18 protein-coding genes are annotated in these 22,554 nt (G+C 63.5%); 11 read left to right on the top strand and 7 right to left on the bottom strand.

Annotated features, from left to right (window positions below; translation table 11 throughout):
- Positions 1-37 precede the first annotated feature (37 nt).
- A complete protein-coding gene (putA, locus tag IE093_RS07050) occupies positions 38-3,703 on the top strand; it encodes a bifunctional proline dehydrogenase/L-glutamate gamma-semialdehyde dehydrogenase PutA (protein ID WP_189467591.1) in 3,666 nt (1,221 codons plus the stop codon).
- 159 nt (positions 3,704-3,862) lie between these two features.
- The gene (lhpI, locus tag IE093_RS07045; protein WP_189467589.1) at positions 3,863-5,557 is read left to right on the top strand and encodes a cis-3-hydroxy-L-proline dehydratase; all 1,695 of its coding nucleotides are present in this window, start codon (positions 3,863-3,865) and stop codon (positions 5,555-5,557) included.
- A 5-nt stretch (positions 5,558-5,562) separates the two neighbouring features.
- Here the strand turns inward: lhpI and IE093_RS07040 are convergent, their stop codons facing one another.
- From IE093_RS07040 to IE093_RS07030, 3 genes are read right to left on the bottom strand one after another with little or no spacing between them, the layout of a single operon-like run.
- Positions 5,563-6,333 (bottom strand): molybdopterin-binding protein, encoded by a 771-nt coding sequence (locus IE093_RS07040; protein WP_189467587.1) that lies wholly within the window; start codon positions 6,331-6,333, stop codon positions 5,563-5,565.
- The gene (locus IE093_RS07035) at positions 6,326-7,270 is read right to left on the bottom strand and encodes a cytochrome b/b6 domain-containing protein (protein ID WP_229803340.1); all 945 of its coding nucleotides are present in this window, start codon (positions 7,268-7,270) and stop codon (positions 6,326-6,328) included. The genes IE093_RS07040 and IE093_RS07035 overlap by 8 nt, the downstream gene beginning before the upstream one ends.
- Positions 7,267-7,542, bottom strand: a complete 276-nt coding sequence (locus IE093_RS07030) for a hypothetical protein (protein WP_189467585.1) — start codon at positions 7,540-7,542, stop codon at positions 7,267-7,269. Before IE093_RS07030 ends, IE093_RS07035 begins: the two co-directional genes overlap by 4 nt.
- A 189-nt stretch (positions 7,543-7,731) precedes the next feature.
- Between IE093_RS07030 and IE093_RS07025 the strand changes: the two genes are divergently transcribed.
- The 3 genes from IE093_RS07025 (at position 7,732) to IE093_RS07015 (ending at position 10,472) form a co-directional block, all read left to right on the top strand.
- On the top strand, positions 7,732-8,460 hold the full coding sequence (locus IE093_RS07025; RefSeq protein WP_189467583.1) for a response regulator transcription factor: 729 nt from the start codon (positions 7,732-7,734) through the stop codon (positions 8,458-8,460).
- Entirely contained in the window at positions 8,457-9,950 is a 1,494-nt protein-coding gene (locus IE093_RS07020; RefSeq protein ID WP_189467581.1) for a sensor histidine kinase, read from the top strand. The genes IE093_RS07025 and IE093_RS07020 overlap by 4 nt, the downstream gene beginning before the upstream one ends.
- 153 nt (positions 9,951-10,103) lie before the next feature.
- Complete coding sequence (locus IE093_RS07015; protein WP_189467579.1) at positions 10,104-10,472, top strand: phasin family protein; 369 nt, start codon at positions 10,104-10,106, stop codon at positions 10,470-10,472.
- Between the two features lie 76 nt (positions 10,473-10,548).
- On the opposite strand, the gene IE093_RS07010 is transcribed toward IE093_RS07015, so the two are convergent.
- Positions 10,549-11,634 (bottom strand): class I SAM-dependent methyltransferase, encoded by a 1,086-nt coding sequence (locus IE093_RS07010; protein WP_229803338.1) that lies wholly within the window; start codon positions 11,632-11,634, stop codon positions 10,549-10,551.
- Positions 11,635-11,743: 109 nt separating this feature from the next.
- Here IE093_RS07010 and IE093_RS07005 point away from each other — a divergent pair, with 109 nt between their 5' ends.
- On the top strand, positions 11,744-12,508 hold the full coding sequence (locus tag IE093_RS07005; RefSeq protein ID WP_229803335.1) for a DJ-1/PfpI family protein: 765 nt from the start codon (positions 11,744-11,746) through the stop codon (positions 12,506-12,508).
- On the top strand, positions 12,487-12,756 hold the full coding sequence (locus IE093_RS22425; protein ID WP_229803334.1) for a helix-turn-helix domain-containing protein: 270 nt from the start codon (positions 12,487-12,489) through the stop codon (positions 12,754-12,756). Before IE093_RS07005 ends, IE093_RS22425 begins: the two co-directional genes overlap by 22 nt.
- Before the next feature lie 13 nt (positions 12,757-12,769).
- On the opposite strand, the gene IE093_RS07000 is transcribed toward IE093_RS22425, so the two are convergent.
- A complete protein-coding gene (locus IE093_RS07000; protein WP_189467577.1) occupies positions 12,770-13,711 on the bottom strand; it encodes a permease in 942 nt (313 codons plus the stop codon).
- 95 nt (positions 13,712-13,806) lie between these two features.
- Here IE093_RS07000 and IE093_RS06995 point away from each other — a divergent pair, with 95 nt between their 5' ends.
- Positions 13,807-14,655 (top strand): LysR substrate-binding domain-containing protein, encoded by an 849-nt coding sequence (locus IE093_RS06995; RefSeq protein ID WP_189467575.1) that lies wholly within the window; start codon positions 13,807-13,809, stop codon positions 14,653-14,655.
- Positions 14,656-14,680: 25 nt separating this feature from the next.
- Here the strand turns inward: IE093_RS06995 and IE093_RS06990 are convergent, their stop codons facing one another.
- Complete coding sequence (locus IE093_RS06990; RefSeq protein WP_189467573.1) at positions 14,681-15,667, bottom strand: LysR family transcriptional regulator; 987 nt, start codon at positions 15,665-15,667, stop codon at positions 14,681-14,683.
- Between the two features lie 282 nt (positions 15,668-15,949).
- Here IE093_RS06990 and IE093_RS06985 point away from each other — a divergent pair, with 282 nt between their 5' ends.
- The 3 genes from IE093_RS06985 (at position 15,950) to IE093_RS06975 (ending at position 21,799) form a co-directional block, all read left to right on the top strand.
- On the top strand, positions 15,950-17,134 hold the full coding sequence (locus tag IE093_RS06985; protein WP_422730966.1) for an efflux RND transporter periplasmic adaptor subunit: 1,185 nt from the start codon (positions 15,950-15,952) through the stop codon (positions 17,132-17,134).
- Positions 17,135-17,202: 68 nt separating this feature from the next.
- Positions 17,203-20,373: an efflux RND transporter permease subunit gene (locus IE093_RS06980; RefSeq protein ID WP_189467569.1), complete on the top strand. Its 3,171-nt coding sequence runs from the start codon at positions 17,203-17,205 to the stop codon at positions 20,371-20,373.
- A complete protein-coding gene (locus IE093_RS06975; protein ID WP_229803330.1) occupies positions 20,366-21,799 on the top strand; it encodes an efflux transporter outer membrane subunit in 1,434 nt (477 codons plus the stop codon). The genes IE093_RS06980 and IE093_RS06975 overlap by 8 nt, the downstream gene beginning before the upstream one ends.
- A 105-nt stretch (positions 21,800-21,904) precedes the next feature.
- Here the strand turns inward: IE093_RS06975 and IE093_RS06970 are convergent.
- On the bottom strand, positions 21,905-22,554 hold a 650-nt coding region (locus tag IE093_RS06970; RefSeq protein ID WP_189467564.1), incomplete at its 5' end, for an aldehyde dehydrogenase family protein.

The following is a 22,554-nucleotide window of genomic DNA, read 5'->3' as shown; positions in this document are numbered from 1 at the left end:
TCGACGCTGCGTGTCGGGTGACAAGGGGAGATCGACCATGAGCGAAGACACCATGCGCCACCATGGCACTGTGAGCGAATCGCGGGCGCGCATCCGCGCCAACTATGCGGCCGACGAGGCTGCCGTGCTGCACGGGCTTGTCGAACGTATCAAGCTGTCGGAGGACGAGCGCCGGAAGGTGGCCGCTGTCGGCGCCAATTATGTGGAACGCGTGCGCAAGGAGACGTCGCCCACGATGATGGAGGCGTTCCTGGCCGAATACGGGCTCTCGACCGCCGAGGGTGTCGGTCTCATGTGCCTGGCAGAGGCGCTTCTGCGCGTGCCCGACGCGGAGACCATCGACGATCTTATCCACGACAAGATCGAGCCGTCCGACTGGGGCGCGCACCTGGGTAAGTCCTCGTCGTCGATGGTCAACGCCTCGACCTGGGCGCTGATGCTGACCGGAAAGGTGCTGGAAGACGATCCCAAGGGACCGGTGCGGGCGCTGCGCGGCTTGGTGCGCCGGATGGGCGAACCGGTGGTGCGCACCGCGGTCGGTCAGTCGATGAAGATCCTTGGGCGCCAGTTCGTGCTCGGCCAGACCATCGAGGAGGGTATGAAGAATGCCCGCGAGCTCGAGAAACAGGGCTACACCTATTCCTACGACATGCTGGGCGAGGCAGCGTGTACCGACGCCGATGCAGTGCGCTATCACGAGGCCTACGCCAAGGCGATCGCCGCGATCGCCAAGCAGGCCAAGGGCGACGTGCGCTCCAGCCCCGGGATCTCGGTGAAACTCTCGGCGCTGCATCCGCGTTATGAATACACCCACCGCGAAACGGTGATGGCCGAACTCGTGCCGCGCGCGCTGGAACTGGCGCAGCAGGCGGCCAAGGCCAATATCGGCTTCAACATCGACGCCGAGGAACAGGACCGGCTGGATTTGTCGCTCGACGTGATCGAGGCGCTGCTGTCCGACCCCAGCCTCGCCGGATGGGACGGATTCGGGATCGTGGTGCAGGCATACGGGCGTCGCGCCGCGCCGGTGATCGAGATGCTCTATGACCTCGCCGAGCGGCTCGACCGCAAGATCATGGTGCGGCTGGTGAAAGGCGCCTACTGGGACACCGAGATCAAGCTGGCGCAGGAGATGGGCGTCGAGACCTTCCCGGTCTTCACCCGCAAGGTCAACACCGATGTCAGCTACATGGCCTGCGCGCAGATGCTGCTCGACCGGCGCGACCGCATCTATCCGCAGTTCGCCACCCACAACGCCCATACCTGCGCCGCCGTTGTCGCCATGGCGGGCGACGACAAGGACAGCTTCGAGTTCCAGCGCCTGCACGGCATGGGCGAGTCGCTGCACCACATCGTGAAGCAGTCGGAGGGCACGCGGTGCCGTATCTACGCACCGGTCGGCGCGCACCGTGACCTGCTGGCCTATCTGGTACGCCGTCTGCTGGAGAACGGGGCGAACTCCTCATTCGTGAACCAGGTGGTGGACGACTCGATTCCCCCGAGCGAGGTCGCGCGCGACCCGGTGGCCGAGATGCAACGCCTGGGCGACGCCATCGCCAGCCCGTCGATCTCCCTGCCCGGCCAGCTCTTCGCGCCCGAGCGTAAGAACTCCCGCGGCTTCCGGATCAACGAACCCGCCTCGATCCTGCCACTGCTGGCAGCGCGCGAGGGTTTCGCCGACAAGACCTGGACCGCCGGGCCCATGCTTGCCGGTAGCCCGGCGCCGCAGGGGCCGGCTCGCGATGCCATTTCTCCTGCCGACAGCTCACGCGTGGTTGGAAAGGTGCATGAGGCGACCCCGTCCGAGGTGGCGGCCGCGCTCGACGCCGCCGAGGACGGCTTCCGCGACTGGTCGGCGCGGCCGGTGGCAGAGCGGGCCGAGGTGCTGCGCCGGACCGCCGATCTCTACGAGGAACACATCGCCGAGCTGACCGTGATCGCGACGCGCGAAGCCGGCAAGATGATTCTCGATGGCATCGCCGAGGTGCGCGAGGCGGTGGATTTCCTGCGCTACTACGCGAACGAGAGCGAGCGGTTGGAGACGGAAGAGCCCGGCGGCGCCCGCGGTATCTTCGTCTGCATCAGCCCGTGGAACTTTCCGCTCGCCATCTTTACCGGCCAGATCGCGGCGGCGCTGGCGGCCGGCAACGCGGTGCTCGCCAAGCCCGCCGAGCAGACGCCACTGATCGCCGCCCGTGCCGTCGAACTGATGCGCGAGGCCGGCCTGCCGGAGGCGGCGCTGCAATTGCTGCCCGGCGACGGGCCGACGGTGGGCGGGCCGCTGACCAGCGATCCGCGGATCGCTGGCGTATGCTTCACCGGCTCGACCGAGGTGGCGCAGATCATCCACAAGGCCCTGGCGCAGAATGCGGGGCCGGATGCGGTGCTGATCGCCGAGACCGGCGGGCTGAACGCCATGATCGTGGACTCGACGGCGCTGACCGAGCAGGCGGTGCGCGACATCCTGATCTCGTCCTTCCAATCGGCCGGCCAGCGTTGTTCCGCGCTCAGGATGCTCTATGTCCAGGAAGAGGCGCGAGACCGGTTGCTCACGATGCTCGACGGCGCGATGGACGCGCTCGCCATCGGCGATCCGTGGAATACCGACACCGACGTCTCGCCGGTGATCGACGCCGAGGCGCGGGACAGCATCAGCGCCTATGTGGCGGCGCAGGAAAAGACCGGCAATGTACTCAAGAAGCTGCCCGCGCCGGACGGCGGCACCTTCGTCAGCCCGGCCGTGGTCAAGGTCGGGGGCATCGATGATCTCGAGCGCGAGATCTTCGGACCGATCCTGCACGTGGCCACGTTCAAGGCGCGGGACATCGACGAGGTGGTCAACGAGATCAACGCCAAGGGTTACGGGCTGACCTTCGGCCTGCATACCCGGATCGATGACCGCGTGCAGCAGATCGTCGAACGTGTCCATGTCGGCAATATCTACGTCAACCGCAACCAGATCGGCGCCATCGTTGGTTCCCAGCCCTTCGGGGGCGAGGGCCTCTCGGGCACCGGGCCCAAGGCCGGAGGCCCCCTCTACGTCACCCGGTTCCGCCGGACCGCCGCCGCAGAGAGCCACGAGGCGCCCCAGGGCGACGCAGTGACACCCGGGGATCTCCAGTCGGCCATCGACGGGCTGGATGCGCGCAACTGGGCGGCGCGACCCGATCGGGTCGAGGTGCTGCGCAAGGCGTTGAGCGGCAAGGGCGGCGTGATCCGCAAGGCGCTCGCCGAGACCGCGGCCCTGGATATGACGCCACAGACGCTTCCGGGGCCGACGGGGGAAAGCAACCGGCTGTCGTTTTATCCGAAGGGCACGGTACTCTGCCTTGGGCCGACGCTCGATATCGCCGTCGCCCAAGCGGCGCAGGCGCTCGGCGCGGGCTGTCCGGCGGTGCTCGTCGCTCCAGGCGTTGCACAGGCCGTGCAACCGCTGATCGATGCCGGGGCGCCCGTCGCCGCGCTCGACGGCACCGTTGCGGCCGAGACGCTGACCGCGGTCAAGGGCATCGCTGCCGTGGCCGCTTCCGGCGCCAGCGACTGGACCCGCGAACTGCGCATCGCGCTCGCCAAGCGCGACGGCCCCATCGTGTCGCTCGAGACCCAAACCATCTCGCCGGAACGCTATGTGGTGGAACGCCATCTCTGCATCGACACCACCGCCGCGGGCGGTAACGCCAGCCTGCTAGCGACGGCTGAATAGACTTGCCGGCTCTGCCGGGCGGCAAAGGGAATTGCCGCCCGGCAACGGGGTGCGAATACCGGTATGGGCCGCCTTGCCTACCTGACAAGGTCAGGCTCAGGTGGTGAGACGTGGCATGCTTGGGTCTCCTCAACCGATTCAGGGAACAGGAGGGGTAGTATGACGCGAAGTATCATTTCCGGTCGCGCCGACGCGGCGATTCTGGCTGGCCAGGAGGGATTAAGTTTCTGGGGTGGCGTGGATGCCTCAACAGGCAAGGTTATCGACACTCATCACCCTCTGAGGGGGCAAAGTGTTGATGGCAAGCTGCTGGCCATGCCCACGAGTCGTGGCTCCTGTACCGGCAGCGGTGTGTTGCTCGAGTTGATCCAGAATGGCCATGCACCGGCTGCGCTCATCTTTCACGAGCCCGAAAGCGTACTGACGTTGGGGGCTCTCGTCGCCCAGCATGTCTTCGGTAAGACGATCCCGGTCGTGCAGCTTGATGCAGATGACTTCGCGGCGTTCTGCTCCAAAGAGCGGGCCACTATCGATGGCGACAGACTTGTGGCAGAAGGCCTCGATCTACAGCTGCCAGCGATGGCTACCGATCACATCGAGCTGACGTCAAACGACCGCGCCATGCTCGAAGGTAACGAAGGTCCCGCCTTGAAGGCCGCCATGAGTATTCTTTACGACATGGCCATCATCGAAGGCGCGCCACATCTTATCGATGTCAATCAGGTGCACATCGACGGCTGTATCTACGCAAGCCCGGCGTTACTGCGGTTTGCAGAGATCTTCGCCGAGATGGAGGCGCGCGTTCGCGTACCCACGACCATGAATTCGATCTCGGTCGATCATGCCAACTGGCGCCACCAAGGCGTTCCGTCGTCGTTCGGTCAACCGGCCAGTCGACTGGCCGACGCCTACGTACAGATGGGCGCACGGCCCAGCTTCACCTGTGCCCCCTATTTGCTGGACAGTACGCCGCAAGCGGGTGACGTCATCGCTTGGGCCGAGTCCAACGCCGTGATCTATGCCAACAGCGTACTGGGCGCACGTACGGCCAAACATCCGGATCTACTGGATCTTTGTATCGCGCTAACTGGGCGCGCACCTTACTATGGCGTCTATCTTGACCACCAACGTGCCGCACGTCGTGTCATTGAAATCGAGGCACCACTCGAGCACGACGATGCCTTCTGGCCGCTATTGGGATATCTGGCTGGCCAACTGGCGCCCGATCGTATTCCGTTGCTGACCGGCGTCGAACATCTCACGCCGACCGCGGACGATCTCAAGGCGCTCTGCGCGGCTTTCGGCACGACATCGGCCGCGCCCATGCTGCACGTTGACGGTGTAACACCGGAAGCCGGCCTCGTGGCACCCGACGCCGACAGGGTGACGATCTCCTGCGATGACCTGGCGCAGGTCTGGCAGCAATTCAATGCCGGCCCCGACGAGATCGAACTCGTCTCATTCGGCAGCCCCCATTTCTCGCTCGAAGAGTGCCGAACACTCGCCCGTCTAATGGCGGGACGCTGCTGTCACCCGGGCGTAACGGGCATCGTCACGCTGGGACGCGACACTCTGAACGCAGCGCGCGCCGAAGGCCTTGCAGCGAGACTGGAATCCGCCGGATTACGCCTGCATGCCGATATCTGCTGGTGCTCGATCTCCGAGCCCGTCTTTCCACCGGCAGCGCGTACCTTGATGACCAACTCCGGCAAGTACGCCCACTACGCCCCCGGCCTGAGCGGGCGCGCCGTGCGCTTCGGCAGTCTTGCCGACTGTGTCACTGCCGCTTGTACCGGTCGCGCCTCCAAGACGCTACCGGCATGGCTGCAATCGAGCCCAAAGCGAGATACTTAAATTCCCTATATCCCCGCCCACCATTGATAGCCACGGTCCTCCCAGAAACCGCCCCGGCCGCGACCGAGATGGGCAAAGCTCTCCACCAGTTCGACTCGCATCACATACTTGGCCATCTTGTAGCCGAGTTGTCGCTCGGCCCGCAGCCGTAATGGGGCGCCATTGGCGATGGGCAGGTCGCCACCGTTCAGGCGGTAGGCCAGCAGCGTCTGTGGGTGGTAGGCCTCGAGCATGTCCAGGCTTTCGTAATAGGAATCCGTGCCACGATAGCGATCGGCGCAATGGAAAACCACGAAGCGCGCCTCATCGCGTACGCCTACCTGGGCCAACAGATCGCCGAGCACTACGCCGGTCCACTGGCCGATGCAACTCCAGCCTTCGACGCAGTCGTGACGGGTGATCTGGGTACGCGAGGGCATGGCCTTGAGCTCGTCGAGCGAGAAGGTCTGAGGACGTTCGACCAGGCCGTCGATCGTCAAGCGCCAGTCGCGGAAGCCATTGGCCGCCAGGCGTCGATAGGCCTCGTCCTGGGGATTGGTGGTGCCGTTGGCGCGAAAGCTCGGGGCGATGTCCTCGGGTGCGTATTCGCGTGCGAGGGATTCACGGGAAGCCAGCAGACGCTGCGTGCGCTGGGTCAGGGCCTTGCTGGCATCGAATAGCCGGTTCATGGCGTCGCTGCGTGACAGTCGGTCGCAACCGGCCAGCAGGACCGCACTCGTGGCCAGCAGCGAACGCGTCAGAAAACGTCGACGTCGAGGATCGGTCGGGTTACTCATTGTCGGCCTCCTTCTCGGGGGGCAGCACATAGCGCCCCGTGATCATTGAGCGCAGGTTGTTGACGACGCCGGAGACCAGCACCAGCACGATATGAATCAGGAAGAAGCCCACCAGCGCCACGGCGCACAGGAAATGGATCGTGCGCGCGCTCTGGCGGCCACCGAAGACATCCAGCAGCCAGGGCCAAGCGGCGTCCATGGTCGGCGACATGGTCAGCCCGGTAAGTACGATCAGTGGGGTGATGACGAACAGGACCAGCAGATAGGCAAGTTTCTGCAGCAGGTTGTAGTGACGTGCTTCTTCGCCTCGCGGAAAACGCAGCCGCAGGTGCTCATACAGGGTATGGCCGAGGGTTCGCCATTCATGTCGGCGTGGCAGCAGGCGCCGCCTCAGCTGACCGCTGATGGCCAGGTACAATAGATAGGCGATCAACATGGGGGCGAAGATCCAGCCGGCCAGGAAATGCCACTCACGCCCCATGGCCAGCCAACGCGGGCCGGGCAAGGTGATCCAGGCAGGAAAGGCACGTCGCTCGCGGGCTTCGCGAGGACCGGAGACGCCCAGTACGCCAGTGGTGTCGAAGCGATAAGCGCCAACTTGAGTGATGCCGCGCAGCTCGCCGTCATTGCCGCTCACGGCGCGAATCGATAGTGCCGGGCTGTCGAAATGGGAATCCTTGCCCCAATACAGCGCTGGGTGGGCATTGAAGATCTGCAGGCCGCTCATCAGCAGCACCAACAGACAGATAGCGTTCACCCAATGCCAGATGCGGGTGAACGCGCTGTGTCGCTGGATGACTGTTGGCGCTTGGTCCCTGTTCGTGCCAAACAACGTATCGAAGACACGCATTGCGGAACCCTCCCTCGGGTGAAGGTCGAGAAAAATGCCGGCCGGTTGGGGAATGCCGGCACCGGCCAGCAGCGAGCCGAGCGTCACATGGCATCGTCATCCGACATCATGTCGTCTTCTTCCTCCATCATGGGCTCTTCTTCCATCATCGCGCCTTCATCTCCCATGGCGTCTTCTTCCATCATTGCACCTTTGTCTCCCATGGCATCGCTGCCCATCTGGTCGGAGGCCATGGCGTCGTGTTCCATGCTGTCACCTTCCATGGTTTGGTCGGCAAGGGCGGCAGTCGGCAGCAGCAAAGCAGAGGCGAATAGCATGGCAAACAGTGTGGTCTTGGGATGGTTCAGCAGGTTCATCATCTCGTATCTCCTTACGTGAGTCGGTCGCCGATGGAGTTGTCCTGATCGGCAATGCCAAGCTATCGGGGCATCACGAACGGTTCATCACGAAACCGTCACGCCGCGACGACTTTTTTCGTGATGTTTTCGTGATGCAGGGAGAATGTTTCGGCCCTAGAGTAGGGGCAGATGTCTGGCGAGAACTCCGCGATGTCCTATCGGATCCTGTGTGTCGAAGACAATCCCGAGATTGGCAAGCTGCTGACGGAGTCGTTGGCGGCGGCGGATTACGCCTGTGACTGGGTTCGCGATGGCGAGGCGGCACTGGCGTTGTTGACGAGCGAGTCGGCTGGGGTGCGTTATGATCTGGTGATGCTGGACCTGATGTTGCCGGGGGTGGATGGACTGGATGTGTGTCGCCGGCTACGCCGTCACGACAGCCAGACGCCGGTGTTGATGGTCACGGCCAAGGCTGCGATCCGCGATGTGGTGGTCGGCCTGGAGATCGGTGCCGATGACTATGTCACCAAGCCTTTCGCCATGCCGATCCTGCTGGCCCGGGTTCAGGCCTTGCTGCGCCGTGGCGTTCGACCAGCGGTAAATACCGATGATGGTATCGTTGCCGCCCCGCCGCTGGGCTATGGCCCATTGGTCATCGATATCGACCAGCATCGCGTGACGCTGGAAGGAAAGCCGGTTCAGCTCACCGGCAAGGAGTTCGCACTACTTTCGTTGTTCGCGCGCCATCCCGGCCACAGCTTCACGCGCGGCGAGCTGCTGGACAGAGTGTGGGGCGAAGAATTCGACGGCTACGACCATACCGTGAATACCCACATCAACCGCTTGCGCGGCAAGATCGAAACCGATCCGGCCAAGCCGCGTTTCATCCAGACGGTCTGGGGCGTCGGCTACCGATTTGCCGGTGACGAGCATCCATGAGAGCGCTGATCCACAAGGTCGCCCGCCTGGGGCGCAGTCTCTATGCGCGTATCGCCCTGGTCTATCTCACCAGCCTGCTGCTGCTGTCGGTGGCCGTTGCCTGGATCGCCATCAGCCAGTTCAATCAGCTCGCCCGGGAACTGCAGCAAAGGATGGAAATCGACCTCGCCCAAAACCTTGCCCAAGTCATGCAGCCAGCGTTGCGGCAAGGTGCCGACAGTGATGCTGCTCGCGACATGGCCCATCATATCCTCTCGATCAATCCCTCGCTGTCGCTATATGTGCTCGACGAAAATGGCTGGGTGATCGCCGACTATGGCGAGCCTGCCTGCGGGTTGGGACAGCAGGTGGATCCCGAGGCGCTGGAAACCTTGCTGGGCAAGGAACCCATGCTACCGGTGCTGACGACGTCGCCTTGCGGTGACGATCCCGGGATCTTCTCCGTGGCGCCTATCCAGCATGGTGAGCAACGCCGCCCTGGCTACCTGTACACCGATCTCGACAATGCCGGTCAGGCTTCGATGTTCGCCATGCTGCGCACCAGTTCCATCACTCGCACCCTGGTGGCCGCCGGGCTGATGGCGCTATTGGTCTCGGGCATTTTCGGCCTGGTATGGTTCGCACTGTTGACCCGGCATTTCTCGCGCTTGACGGTAGCGGTGCAACGCTTCGCCGAGGGTGACTACGGGCAGCGTATCGTCGCGCCTAGCGACGATGAGCTCGGACGCCTGGCCAAGGCCTTCAACGATATGGCCGGGACCATCGAGGCGCAGCTCCAGGCCCTGCAAGAAACCGATCGCCAGCGCCGCGAATTGATCGCCAATCTTTCCCACGATTTCCGCACGCCGCTGACCTCGCTGCGTGGTTATGCCGAACAGCTGTTGTCCCAAGGCTCGGTCCTGGACGCGGAGCGGCGGCGGACCTTGGCCGCGATTCTCGACAATGTCGATCGTCTGACCCGTCTTGCCCAACAGCTCTCGACCCTGGCACGTTTGGATGCCGACGACCGGCCGCTCCAGCGCGAGCCGTTTTCGCTGTCCGAGCTGGCCCACGACATCGTTGGCAAGTTCCAGCATCAGGCGCGCCACGCCGGTGTCACCCTGGAGGCCGCCTGCGATCCTGAGCTGCCTTGGGTGGACGCTGACCTGGGGCTGATCGACCGGGTGTTGTCCAACCTGCTCGACAACGCTCTGCACGCCACTGCTGCTGGCGGCAAGGTGCGGCTCGAAGCCGAGGCGTTGGCGGATGGCGTGCGTCTGGCGGTCATCGATAACGGGGTAGGCATCGATGCCGAAGAGCTACCGATGGTGACCCAGCGCTTCTATCGCACCCGGTCGGGCCTCGCACGTGGAGATGGATCGGGGTTGGGTCTGTCGATCGTACGCGAAATCTGTGAACGTCATGGCACGCAGTTGAAGATCGACAGTCGGGTGGGGGAGGGCACCCGGGTAAGCCTAGTGCTTCCCTACGCTCGAGTCATCGAAGCGTAACGCCCGTCGCGTAAAGTTCTAGGCCTAGTGTCAGTGATGAGACGGTGGATAGCGAATCGAAGCGTTCATGTTGCATCGCAACAAAAAGTTTGCTATGTTGCATTGCAACAGAAGGCAACGCGCTTTCTACTGGCAATCCAATGGAGGTGTTCCATGAGCAACGCTACTCTCGACCAAACCACTGAGCAGTTCGAATCCCTGTTCTTCGCCCCGGCCCGTACCTATGCGACGCTGACCCTGGATTACACCGAGAAGCTGATGGCTGCCCAGTTCGAAGCCGCCAAGGCTTATTCCGACGTCGGCCTGAGCCAGGCCCGTGCCGCTCTCGACATCAAGGATGCCGAAGGGCTGCGCAGCTACGTCGAAGGCCAGCAGAAAGTCGCTCAGGATATTAGCGAGCGCCTGAAGGACGACGCCGAGAAGGTTGCTGCCCTGAATCAGGAGTTCGTGCAGAAGAGCCAGAAGCTGGCCGAGGACAACCTCAAGGCAGCTTCCAAGAGCACTGCCAAGGCTGCCAAGTAATATACGTCAGTCGCTCGAAAGAATACCGAGCCGTCGCCCCCTCCGGGCGACGGCTCGTTTTTTTATGTGCCGCGATTCAGGGGCGACACACGAAGTAGTCGTTCTGCACATCGTGCTCGAGCTGGTGAACTTGCACGTCGCTGAATCCAGCCTTGTGAAAGTATTCCAAGGCCCGCTCGCGCCCCCACATGGTCCCTAATCCTTCACCTCCCTGGGCCAGCGAGACGGTCATGCAGTGGGTGACGGAGACAGCGTACAACAGGGTACCCAATGGGTGGTCGCGGTCCTGATGATGGTGGCTCGAGGCATGGATGTCCTGGGCGATATAGACCCCGTCCGGCGAAAGGCTGCGGCGAATGCCACGTAGCAGGTTGAGCGGTTTGGCCTGATCGTGGATGCCGTCGAAAGTGGTGATCAACTCGAAGGCTTCCGGCTTCGCCGTGGTGTCGAAGTCACTCAGGTCGCGGACCTCGAAGCGCAGGTTATCGAGTCCGGTCTCGGTGGCGCGGGCTTGTCCCCAAGCGATGGCCTCCTCCGACAGGTCGTAGCCGGTGAAACGGCTGGCCGGGAAGCGCTCGGCCATCATCAGCAGGGCGCGACCACGGCCACAGGCGCAATCCAGTACCCGAATGCCACTTTCGAGCCGCTCGATCAGCCCTGGCGATAGCGGCAGGATGTTATCGAACAACGCCGGCAATACCGTCTGGGCGCTGTCGCTGGCCATGATCTCGTGGAAGCGCGGATAACGGGAATAGGGCACGCCACCGCCTTCGCGGAAGCAGTGTACGATATCGTCCTCCACGGCGCCCAGCAGGCCGAAGAACTGCGAGTAGACGGCCAGGTTGAAGGGGCCACTATCGGTCAGCAGTGACGCATGGGCATCGGGTAGCCAATAGCGCTGGCTGTCGGGGTCGATCTCAACGATGCCGCCGACGACCATACCGCCCAGCCATTCGCGCACGTAGCGCTCATCGAGACCGGCGCGTTCGGCCAGTTCGAGGCTGGTCATGGGGGTCTGACCAGCCAGCGTCTCGTAGAGGCCGGTACGGTGCCCGATCGACATCAGCAACATCAGTCCGCTCTCGTTGAGAGCATGAAGCAGACGCGCCTCGAAGGCATCGACGTTATGGCTGGTGGTGTGACGGGAGCGATGATATCGCACATGACAAACTCCTTATCGATTTCTTGTTGGTGATGATGCAAGGAGTACGCTACTGCTCGGCGAGCGAGTGGGCTAAAGTGATTTGCGACGCAAACGAGAGATTTCTGCCATGGCCGAGGCGCCGGCGCTGTCGATTGCCTTGCTCGCCACCCCCGAGGCGACGGCGTCGACGCTCTATGGTCTGTATGACCTGTTCAGTTCGGCGGGACGCGACTGGGACGTCGTGATGCACGGCTGTCCCGGCCGGGCGCTTCTCGAACCGAAGATCGTTTCGGTGGATGGCCAGGGCTTTCGCGCGAGCAACGGGGCCTGGATACAGCCGGATGCCAGGCTCGCCGATTGTCACTCCCCGGTGGCCATCTGCATTCCCGATCTGATGGTCGCCCCCGACGAAGCGCTGACGGGGCGACATGAAACTGAAATCGAATGGTTGCGGGCCTGTCATGCGCAGGGAACGCTGCTCGCCGCGGCCTGCACGGGGGCGTTGATATTCGCTGAGGCGGGGTTGCTCGATGGTGGCGAGGCTACGACTCACTGGGCCTATTGCGACACTCTCGCCAGACGTTATCCGAAGGTTCGTGTGCATGCCCACCGCGCATTGGTGGCGACGGGCGAGGGCGAACGTATCGTCATGGGCGGTGGCGGCACTTCATGGCTGGATTTGGCGCTGTTTCTGGTGGCACGTCTAGTGGGCACCGAGGAAGCCATGCATCTTGCCCGCCTTTACCTGATCGACTGGCACCGTGAGGGGCAACGCCCTTATGCGGCATTGTCGACCTCACGCCAGGTCGAGGATGCCGTGATCGCCAAGGCTCAGGTCAGCATTACGACACCCCCGCGCCAGTATGTGCCATGGTGCAGCTCAGCGGCCTGACCGAGCGTTCCTTCAAACGCCGTTTCAAGCTCGCCACCGGCATGACGCCGATGGAGTACGTGCACACGCTGCGCCTCGAGGAAGCCAAGCAGTACCTGGAAACCACCGATGAACCGGTCGAAGCCATCGCCGAACTGGTCGGTTATGCCGATGCCAGTTTCTTCCGGCGTCTGTTCAGCCGCCGCGTCGGCTTGACTCCCAGCCAGTATCGCCGCCGTTTCCGTTCCATGCGACTGGCCATGCAGTGAAGGTCGCTGACGGTCACGCCAACAGGTGGACGACAAGGTCGGTCAGCCAGCCGACCAGCATTGCCCCGCCCACCGCGAACCCCATGTAGAGTGCGAACAACCGGCGACTGACCAGCGACCACACGGCAACGGCTGTATAGAGACTGATCGCGCCCCCGGCGATCAGCAGCGCCATCGCCGCCCCCTGTGACATGCCGAGCTCGATCAATCCGCGTACCAGCGGCAGGGCAGCATAGCCTTCGAGATACAGGGGAGTGCCGATCAGTACCGCCAGGGGGACCGAACCCAGGCTGTCGCTGCCCAATAGCTGAACGACCGAGGACTCAGGGAGATAGTCGCGCATCAGGGCTTCGAGGCCGAGTGCCAGCAACAGCCAGCGCACGATCAGCCAGAAAGTGGTCAGGCTTTCCTGCCAGGCGTGCACCCTGTGACGTTCGGTACCGCACACGGAGACAATGTTCAATGCATCTTCGAGACGCAGGCGATGCGTGATGATGCCGGACAATAGCCCCAGGCCGAAGGCGGCCAGCACCATCCCCGCAGCAAAGGGCCAGCCCAGAAAACCGAGTGTCAGGATGAACATGCCGGGATCGGTGATCGGTGAGGAGAGCCAGAAGGCCATGGCAGCGCTGATGGGCACTCCATGACGTAACAAGGCAGCGACGAGTGGCACCATGGCGATTCCGCATACCGGGGTGATGGCTCCAATGACGCTCGCGGTCACGATTGCCGTACCTGGCCGTTGTCGCAGCCAACGGCTGAGGCCTTCGGCACCGGTCGAGGCGCCGAGCCACCCTGCCAGAGCCGCCGCCAGTACCACCAGCGGTATCAGCGCGAGCAGATCACCGAATACCGCCAGGAGGAAGCCGATACTCCCCTCCAGCCAGGAACCGGCCAGCAACGTAAGAGCGGCCAGCCACCACACCCGGGATACCTCGTTGATCGATGACTTCATGCTGATAATCCTCTCCGCGCCGTTCGATGCTAGGCTGGAGAGATAAATCAGGGAAACGAATAGTTCTGATATTTGGCATCAGGGAGTCTGATGAGGTGACCATCAAGAGCGAATGGCTGGCGACATTCCTCGCTGTAGTCGATGCGGGAAGCTTTACCGAAGGGGCACGGCGCATTCATCGCACCCAGTCGGCCGCCAGCATGCAGATCCAGCAACTCGAACAGCAGGCCGGACATCCCTTGCTGGTGCGTGGCCAGCAGACGGTGTTGCCCACCGAAGCAGGGGAGCGGTTGATTCCTTATGCAAGGCGGGTGGTGCAATCGCTTGCCGATGCGGCGCAGGTTCTGGATATTGCCCCGGAGCAGGGCCGATTGCACGTTGGAATCGCCGAGGAGTATGCGACCAGCCGGTTACCCGAGTTGCTGGCGGCGTTTCGACGCCAGCAACCGCGGGTCGAGCTTGAAGTGCGCTGCGAACCGAGCGCTGGCATCGAGCGAGCCCTGGCCCGAGGGGCGCTCGACCTGGGCATCCTCATTGTCGACCGTCAGCCAGTTCATGGTGAGGTACTGCGCTATGATCCCACTCGCTGGTTCATCGGCGAGGGCTTGGAACTGGAGCCAGGCAATCCTTTGCCGCTAGTGCTGTTCGATCATGCCTGCTGGTGGCGCCAGTGGGCGCTGGATGCCGTGGAGAGTAGCGGGCAAGCCTGGCGGATCGTCTATTCCAGCGCCAGTGTGGCAGGGGTTGCCAGTGCCATTCGGGCCGGTGTGGGGATCGGCGTGTTGGGCGAGAGCACGGCACTGCCCGGGACGTTGCAGGCGCCGGCCGCGCTTGGCTTGCCACCGCTGCCCGGCTCACATCTGGTACTGCAGGTGGCAAGTCCCACGGCACCGGGGGCCAAGGTCATGGCGAGTCAGATCCGCACGGGCTTTTCGATCCCATGAAGGCTGAGCGTCTCGGTCACCCCCCTCAAGCCGTTTCGTCCACGGTCTCCGTTTCACTCTCGGGCTCGGTGGATGCCACGGGACGAACGGGTGGTTGCCAGTCGGCGGTGAAGTCGCTGTCGATCTGCATGCGTTCGGCGACCATATCGACGAAACTGCGTACCTTGGGCGAGATGAGTCGTCCCCCGGGGAACACGGCATTGAGTTCGACTTCCGGGCCCGACCAGCCTTCCAGCACACGATGCAGACGCCCCTCTTGCGGTCCCCAGCAGGCCACGATCTCGCTGGCCAGCATCACGCCGTGTCCTTCGATGAGCAGGCGCCGCAGCACGAAGGGGTCGTTGGCCACGGCGATGGGATCGATGGCGACTTCTTCCTCTCGCGCACCGTTGTGCAGTTGCCAGAAGTAGCGTTGACTGCGCTTGTCGGCGGCCTTTGCCAGGGTCGGGTGAAATGCCAGATCCGCCGGCTTGCGGGGTTCACCATGACGGGCGATGTAGCTGTCGCTGGCATAGACGAACGAGCGATAACTTGCCAAGGGGCGGGCGATCAGGCTGGAGTCCGGCAAGGGGCCGACTCGCAGCGCCACGTCAATCTGGTTGGCGACCAAATCGAGGCGCTCGTTGGACAGCACCAGATCGATCTTGACCTCAGGGTACAACAGGCGAAAGTCGCGGATCAGGATCGAGGTGAATTCGGTGCACATCGTGAATGGAGCCGTGACCCGTAACCAGCCGCGTGGGCTGCCTTCGAGTCGATGCACGGCGCTTTCCGCCTCCCCCAGGTCCTGGGCGATGCGATTGCAATACTCGAAGTAGACAGCGCCGGCCTCGGTCAGGCTCAGCTTGCGGGTCGTGCGGTTCAGCAACCGGGCACCCAGGCGCTGTTCCAGTTCCTGAACCTTGCGGCTCACTGTGGTCTTGGGAATGCGCAGTAACTTCGACGCTGCGGTAAAACTTCCCTGCTCCACGACCTTGGCGAAGATCAAGACGTCGTTGAGATCCTGTAACATGTCATTGTCCTTTTCCCGTGCATGCGTGTCCGAGGCGGGGGATCGCGGAAGGCGGGCTGCACGGTGACTATCCCGTCAATGGAACAGTATTTCCCTCAAAGCCCGACTAATCAAGTCGGCTTAATCGCTTTATCTTCATGCACTTCACCAGCGCCGATAATGTCGATTTTGTGCTCTGTCCGACGACTAAGGGCATGTAGAGCACTTATACCCACCACAAACTGGTCGGCGTTGGCACAGATAAGCGAAGGGTCGAGAGGGGCACTCATGAACGTCCACAAGATGTTCCATCATTCGAGCTCCAGGCGAATGCACATGGTTATCTCCATGCTGCTGGGGCTCGCATTTCTGGCAGGTTGCGATACCCAAGCGGATAGCGCTCAGCAGCAGCCACCACCGCCCGAGGTCAGTGTGGCCGAAGTGGTGGTGAAGGATGTGAGTTTCTGGGATGAGTTCACCGGTCATATCGAAGCGGTGGAAACGGTGGAGCTGCGTCCGCGCGTGGCTGGCTACATTGAACGCATCAATTACACCGAGGGCCAGATCGTCGACAAGGGCGATGTGCTGTTCGTGATCGATCAACGTCCCTATCGCGCCGAACTGGCGCGTGCCGAGGCCGATCTCCAGCGGGCCCAGGCGCGAGCTGAGTTGGCCCGTGCCGAGGCCGCCAGGGCGGAAGCGCTGGCGCAGACCCGTGCCATCTCCCGCGAGGAGCTGGATCAGCGCCGCGCAGCGTCGGCAGAGGCCGAAGCCGATGTGCTGGCGGCGCGCGCCGTGGTCGAGACGGCAAGCCTGAATATGGAGTACACCGAAGTGCGCGCGCCGATCGCCGGCCGCACCGGGCGGGCTCTGGTCACCGCGGGCAACCTGGTGTCCGATACCACACCGCTGACCAGCATCGTCTCCCTCGACCAGGTCCATGTGCACTTCTTCGCCGACGAGCAGAGCTATCTGCGCTATGGCGCCATGGAGCGTTCTGGGGAGCGGCCCAGTTCGCGGGAGGAACGCACACCGGTACGTGTCGGACTGGCTTCTGACATCGGCTATCCGTATGAAGGCGAGGTGGACTTCGTCGATAACCAGCTCGACACCTCGGCGGGCACCATCCTGATGCGCGCCGTGCTCGACAACCGCGATGGGCGTTTCGCTCCCGGCATGTTCGCGCGCGTGCAACTGCGCGGCAACGACTCCGACAATGCACTCCTGATCGACGATAAGGCAGTGCTGACCGACCAGGACCGCAAGTACGTCTACGTTGTCGATGATCAGGGCGTCGCCGTGCGCAAGGACGTGCAACTCGGACGCATGGCCGAGGGGCTGCGGGTGATCAATTCCGGGCTCGATCCCGGCGACCGCGTGGTGGTGCGCGGCGCTCAGCGCATCTTCTTCCCGGGAATGCCGGTGGCCGCCCAGAACGTCGACATGAGCGACTCCCCGCTGACGGTCGACCTTTCGGCGGCACACTGACGGCCGATGTTGTTGATGTGTTCCCCGGAGCGGGCGCCAAGCGTCCACTCCGATGATGGAGTCTTGCCATGAACTTCGCGAAGTTTTTCATCGACCGCCCGATCTTCGCCGCGGTGCTGTCGATCCTCATTTTCATCGCGGGTGCGATCACCATACCGCTGCTGCCGGTCAGCGAATACCCGGACGTGGTGCCGCCGTCGGTGGTGGTGCGCACGGTCTATCCCGGCGCCAATCCCAAGGTCATCGCCGAAACCGTGGCCGCGCCGCTGGAAGAGGAGATCAACGGCGTCGAGGACATGATGTACCTCAAGTCGGTGGCCGGCTCCGATGGTGTGCTGCAGATGACCGTGACCTTCCGCCCCGGTACCGATCCGGACGATGCGGCGGTCAAGGTGCAGAATCGGGTCAACCAGGCGCTTGCGCGGCTGCCTGAGGACGTGCGCCGGCAGGGCGTGACCACGCAGAAGCAGTCGCCGACGTTCCTGATGGTGGTGCACCTGACATCGGAGGATGGCCGTTACGACACCCTGTACCTGCGCAACTACGCCCGTCTGCACGTCAAGGACGCGTTGGCGCGCATTCAGGGTGTCGGTGACGCGCAGATCTTCGGCGGCGGCGACTACGCCATGCGCGCCTGGCTCGACCCGAACAGGATCGCCGCGCGCGGACTCACGGCCGGCGACGTGGTGCGGGCGATGCGCGAGCAGAACGTGCAGGTTTCGGCTGGCCAGCTCGGCGCCGAGCCCATGCCCGACAGCGACTTCCTGACCCTGATCAACGCTCAGGGCCGTCTAACCACCGAGCAGGAGTTTGGCGACATCGTGGTCAAGAGCGGTGCCGACGGCGAGATCGTGCGTTTGGCCGACGTCGCCCGTCTGGAACTGGGCGCCAGCGACTATACCCTGCGCTCGAAGCTGGACGGCAATGACGCGGTCGCCATCGGTGTCTTCCAGGCGCCGGGAGCGAATGCGCTGGAGATCCAGGAAAGCGTCATCGCCACCATGGACGAACTGGCCCAGTGGTTCCCCGAAGGGGTCGAGTACGAGGCGGTGTACGATACCACCATCTTCGTGCGCGACTCGATCGAGGCAGTGGTCAAGACCTTGCTAGAGGCGGTGCTACTGGTGGTGCTGGTGGTCACGCTGTTCCTGCAGACCTGGCGCGCGTCGATCATTCCGCTGATCGCGGTGCCGGTGTCGGTAGTGGGCACCTTCGCCGCACTCTATCTGCTGGGCTTCTCGATCAACACCCTGACCCTGTTCGGCCTGGTGCTGGCGATCGGTATCGTGGTCGACGACGCGATCGTGGTGGTGGAGAACGTCGAGCGCAATATCGCCGAAGGACTTGCGCCGTTAGCTGCTGCCCACCAGGCGATGAAGGAGGTGTCCGGCCCGATCATCGCCATCGGCCTGGTACTGTGCGCGGTGTTCGTGCCGATGGCGTTCCTGTCCGGTGTCACCGGCCAGTTCTACCGCCAGTTCGCGGCGACTATCGCCATCTCCACGGTGATCTCCACGATCAACTCGTTGACCTTGTCTCCGGCGTTGGCGGCGATGCTGCTCAAGCCCCACGACGCGCCCAAGGACCGTATGACACGCTTGATCGACCTGCTGTTCGGCTGGGTGTTCCGGCCCTTCAACCGCTTCTTCGGCAGCAGTTCGGCGAAGTACCAGGGCGCGATCTCGCGCATCCTGGGCCGGCGCGGGGCGGTATTCGTGGTGTATGCGTTACTGCTGGTCGCGACCGGGGTGATGTTCAATGCGGTGCCTCCGGGCTTCATCCCGACCCAGGACAAGCAGTACCTGATTGCCGGCGTCAAGCTGCCGGAAGGGGCCTCGCTGTCGCGCACTGATGCGCTGCTGAGCAAGGTTGGCGAGATCGCCATCGAGACCGAGGGCGTGACTCACACGGTAGCCTTCCCGGGACTCAATGCGCTGCAGTTCACCAATACGCCCAACAGCGGTGTGGTGTTCCTGACCTTGGCGCCATTCTCCGAGCGTAGCCGCACGGCGGCCGAGATCAACGCCGAGATCAACCAGAAAATCGCTGGACTGCAGGAAGGCTTCGCGTTCGCGTTCATGCCGCCGCCGATTCTTGGCCTAGGTAACGGCAACGGCTGGCAGATGTTCATCGAGGACCGTGCGGGGCTCGGCTATGGCGCGTTGCAGAACGCGGTGCAATCGTTCCAGGGGGCTATCGCGCAGACTCCAGGCATGGGCTTCCCGATTACCAGCTATCAGGCCAACGTGCCGCAGCTCGACGCCGAAGTCGACCGAATCAAGGCCAAGGCCCAAGGGGTGCCGCTGACGGAGCTGTTCGACACCCTGCAGACCTATCTCGGTTCGACCTACGTCAATGACTTCAATCAGTTCGGTCGCACCTGGCAAGTGATCGCCCAAGCCGATGCCTCCTTCCGTAATAGCGTCGAGGATATCGCCAACCTGCGCACCCGCAATGAGCGCGGCGAGATGGTGCCGATCGGTTCGATGGTGAAGATCAGTCAGACCTTCGGTCCGGACCCGGTGCTGCGCTACAATGGCTATCCCGCCGCCGACCTGGCCGGCGAGGCGGATCCGCGTGTGCTGTCCTCGGCGCAGGCGATGGACACGCTGAGCGAACTTGCCGCCGGGGTGCTGCCAGGCGGCATGACCTTCGAGTGGACCGATCTGAGCTTCCAGCAGGCTACCCAAGGCAACGCCGCGCTGGTGGTGTTCCCACTGTCGGTGTTGCTGGTGTTCCTGGCCCTGGCCGCGCTCTACGAGAGCTGGACCCTGCCGCTGGCGGTGATCCTGATCGTGCCGATGTGCATGCTCTCGGCGCTGCTCGGGGTACGGTTCATGGGGGGCGACAACAACATCTTCGTTCAGGTCGGGTTGGTGGTGTTGATAGGTTTGGCGTGCAAGAACGCCATCCTGATCGTCGAGTTCGCCCGAGAGCTGGAGATACAAGGGCGAGGCATCATCGAAGCGGCGCTGGAGGCCTGCCGTCTGCGTCTGCGGCCGATCATCATGACCTCGATCACCTTCACCGCGGCGGTGGTGCCGTTGATGCTGGGTAGTGGCGCCGGTTCCGAAGTGCGCCAGGCGCTCGGCGTGGCGGTGTTCGCCGGCATGCTTGGCGTCACGCTGTTCGGGCTCTTCCTGACGCCGGTGTTCTACGTGGCGTTGCGCAAGCTGGCCGAGCGCTTCCATCGGGCGCCGCAGGAACCCCTGCCAGCGGAGGGTGAATACCGTGCGTAAGCTACTGCCGATTGCCTTATCGTTGCTGCTCACGGCTTGTGCCGTGGGGCCCGACTACCAGTCGCCCGAGCTGCCGGAACCTCAATCTCTGGTACGCGCCGATACATCGTTGTATGCCACCGAGCCAGTGGAAGCCGAGTTCTGGCAGCGCTTCGACGATCCGTTGCTGACGCAACTGGTAGAGGAAACTCTGGCCACCAATCATGACCTGCGTATCGCATTGGCTCGCTATGATCGAAGCCGTGCCTTGCTGCGTGAATCGCGGCAGAACCTGACACCTGACATCACAGCAGAGGCCGGGGTCGCGAATCAGCGTCTGAGTGCCGACCAGATGCCGGGTGTGTCACGTGCCGAGCGTGACGCCGACAGCTTTGATGCCGGGATCTTGGCCTTCTGGGAACTGGACGTCTTCGGTCGCGTGCGACGGAGCGTCGAGGCCCAGCGTGCCGAGAGCGAAGCCACGGCGGCCGACTTGCGTGCAGTACAGGTAGTGGTGGTCGCCGAACTGGTCGATAGCTATTTCCAGCTGCGCGGGTTGCAGGAGCAACTCAGAGTCGCTCGAGCCAATGCCGATAACCAGCGCGAGTCGCTGGAACTGGTGGATGCGCGCCTTGCGGCAGGGCGAGGCATCGAGTTCGACAGCGTTCGCGCCCGAGCACAGCTCGAGACCACGCTGTCGCGAATTCCGGCACTCGAAGGCGAGATCGCCGCGCTGACGCACCGCATCGCCGTACTATCCGGAAAGGAGCCCGGTGCCCTGGTCGCCGTGCTGGAAGCGCCGGCGCCATTGCCAGCGTTGCCTGACCGGGTTGCTACTGGTTTGCCAGGTGAGCTGCTGCGTCGTCGTCCCGATATCGCTGCCGCTGAGCGTCGCTTGGAGGTTGCCAGTGCGCGGATCGGCGTTGCCACCGCGGATCTCTATCCGCGCTTCACCTTGGGTGGGCTGCTGGGAACCCAGGCGGCCAATACCGATGATCTGTTCAGCCGTGATAGCGAAACGCGGCTGATCGCGCTGGGCATCGACTGGTCGTTCCTCGACATTGGCCGTGTGCGGGCACGCATGGCGGCCGCTGATGCCGACGCCGAAGCCAACCTGGCCCGCTATGAACAGGCGATCCTGCTGGCCTTGGAGGAAACCGAAACCGCCCTGGCACGCTACGCCCAGGCGCGTCGCGAGCGCGAGCACCTGCAGGACGCCGCCGAGGCCAGTGCCGAGGCGGCACGTCAAGCACGCCAGCGCTTCGAGGTCGGTGTCGTCGATTTCCTGGAGGTCATCGACGCCGAGCGTTCGCGCCTGGAGATCGAGGACAGCCTGGCGCGCAGCCACACCCGTACCGCCACGGCGCTGGTCGGGCTTTACAAGGCCCTGGCCGGTGGTTGGGAGGAAATGCCGGTCGGTACCGCCGAGATCAGCGCCAGACTATGAGAACATGGGATGACATCGTCAGGCGGGAAAAAAAGCAGCCGAACCGGGACATCCGATTCGGCTGCAAAGCCCAGAGGGTGACATCACGTCATGCCACCGCGGCCCTCATGAGGGGAAGGAGAACTGCGCTCCTTCGCGCACCCCGGCCGACGGCCAACGTTGGGTGACGGTCTTGCGCTTGGTGTAGAAGCGCACGGCATCCGGCCCGTAGGCGGCCAGGTCGCCGAACAGCGAGCGCTTCCAGCCACCGAAGCTGTGGTAGGACACCGGCACCGGCAGCGGCACGTTGATGCCGACCATGCCCACCTGGATGTTGTCGCTGAAGTAACGGGCCGCCTCGCCATCGCGAGTGTAGATGCAGGTGCCGTTGCCGTACTCGTGATCGTCGATCAGCTGCATGGCTTCTTCCATGGAGCCGGCACGGACCACCAGCAGCACCGGACCGAAGATCTCCTCGAGGTAGCAGGTCATGTCGGGAGTCACGCGGTCGATCAAGGTGCCACCGACATAGAAGCCGTTCTCGTGGCCCGGCACCTGCACCCCGCGGCCGTCGACCACGATCTCGGCACCCTGCGCCTCGGCGCTGTCGATATAGCCGCAGACCTTCTCCTGGTGGGCCTTGGTGATCACCGGGCCGAAGTCGTTCTCGGCGTCGGAGAAGGGGCCGACCTTGAGGGTCTTCATCTGCTCCTGCATCTTGCCGATCAGGGCGTCGGCGGCTTCGTCGCCCACGGCCACCGCCACCGACAGCGCCA

It is taken from the genome of Litchfieldella qijiaojingensis (genome assembly GCF_014651875.1).
Taxonomy (GTDB): domain Bacteria; phylum Pseudomonadota; class Gammaproteobacteria; order Pseudomonadales; family Halomonadaceae; genus Litchfieldella; species Litchfieldella qijiaojingensis.
Note: the sequence above shows the minus strand (reverse complement) of the source record. Positions and strands in the feature narration are given on the sequence as shown.

What these genes read in the sequence shown, in the direction of transcription:
- IE093_RS06990 (WP_189467573.1), bottom strand. Translation starts at nt 15,667, where the DNA reads ATGTTACAGGATCTCAACGACGTCTTGATCTTCGCCAAGGTCGTGGAG.
- lhpI (WP_189467589.1), top strand. Translation starts at nt 3,863, where the DNA reads ATGACGCGAAGTATCATTTCCGGTCGCGCCGACGCGGCGATTCTGGCT.
- IE093_RS07015 (WP_189467579.1), top strand. Translation starts at nt 10,104, where the DNA reads ATGAGCAACGCTACTCTCGACCAAACCACTGAGCAGTTCGAATCCCTG.
- IE093_RS07020 (WP_189467581.1), top strand. Translation starts at nt 8,457, where the DNA reads ATGAGAGCGCTGATCCACAAGGTCGCCCGCCTGGGGCGCAGTCTCTAT.
- putA (WP_189467591.1), top strand. Translation starts at nt 38, where the DNA reads ATGAGCGAAGACACCATGCGCCACCATGGCACTGTGAGCGAATCGCGG.
- IE093_RS07005 (WP_229803335.1), top strand. Translation starts at nt 11,744, where the DNA reads ATGGCCGAGGCGCCGGCGCTGTCGATTGCCTTGCTCGCCACCCCCGAG.
- IE093_RS06980 (WP_189467569.1), top strand. Translation starts at nt 17,203, where the DNA reads ATGAACTTCGCGAAGTTTTTCATCGACCGCCCGATCTTCGCCGCGGTG.
- IE093_RS07030 (WP_189467585.1), bottom strand. Translation starts at nt 7,542, where the DNA reads ATGATGAACCTGCTGAACCATCCCAAGACCACACTGTTTGCCATGCTA.
- IE093_RS07025 (WP_189467583.1), top strand. Translation starts at nt 7,732, where the DNA reads ATGTCCTATCGGATCCTGTGTGTCGAAGACAATCCCGAGATTGGCAAG.
- IE093_RS06985 (WP_422730966.1), top strand. Translation starts at nt 15,950, where the DNA reads ATGTTCCATCATTCGAGCTCCAGGCGAATGCACATGGTTATCTCCATG.
- IE093_RS07040 (WP_189467587.1), bottom strand. Translation starts at nt 6,333, where the DNA reads ATGAGTAACCCGACCGATCCTCGACGTCGACGTTTTCTGACGCGTTCG.
- IE093_RS07000 (WP_189467577.1), bottom strand. Translation starts at nt 13,711, where the DNA reads ATGAAGTCATCGATCAACGAGGTATCCCGGGTGTGGTGGCTGGCCGCT.
- IE093_RS22425 (WP_229803334.1), top strand. Translation starts at nt 12,487, where the DNA reads ATGGTGCAGCTCAGCGGCCTGACCGAGCGTTCCTTCAAACGCCGTTTC.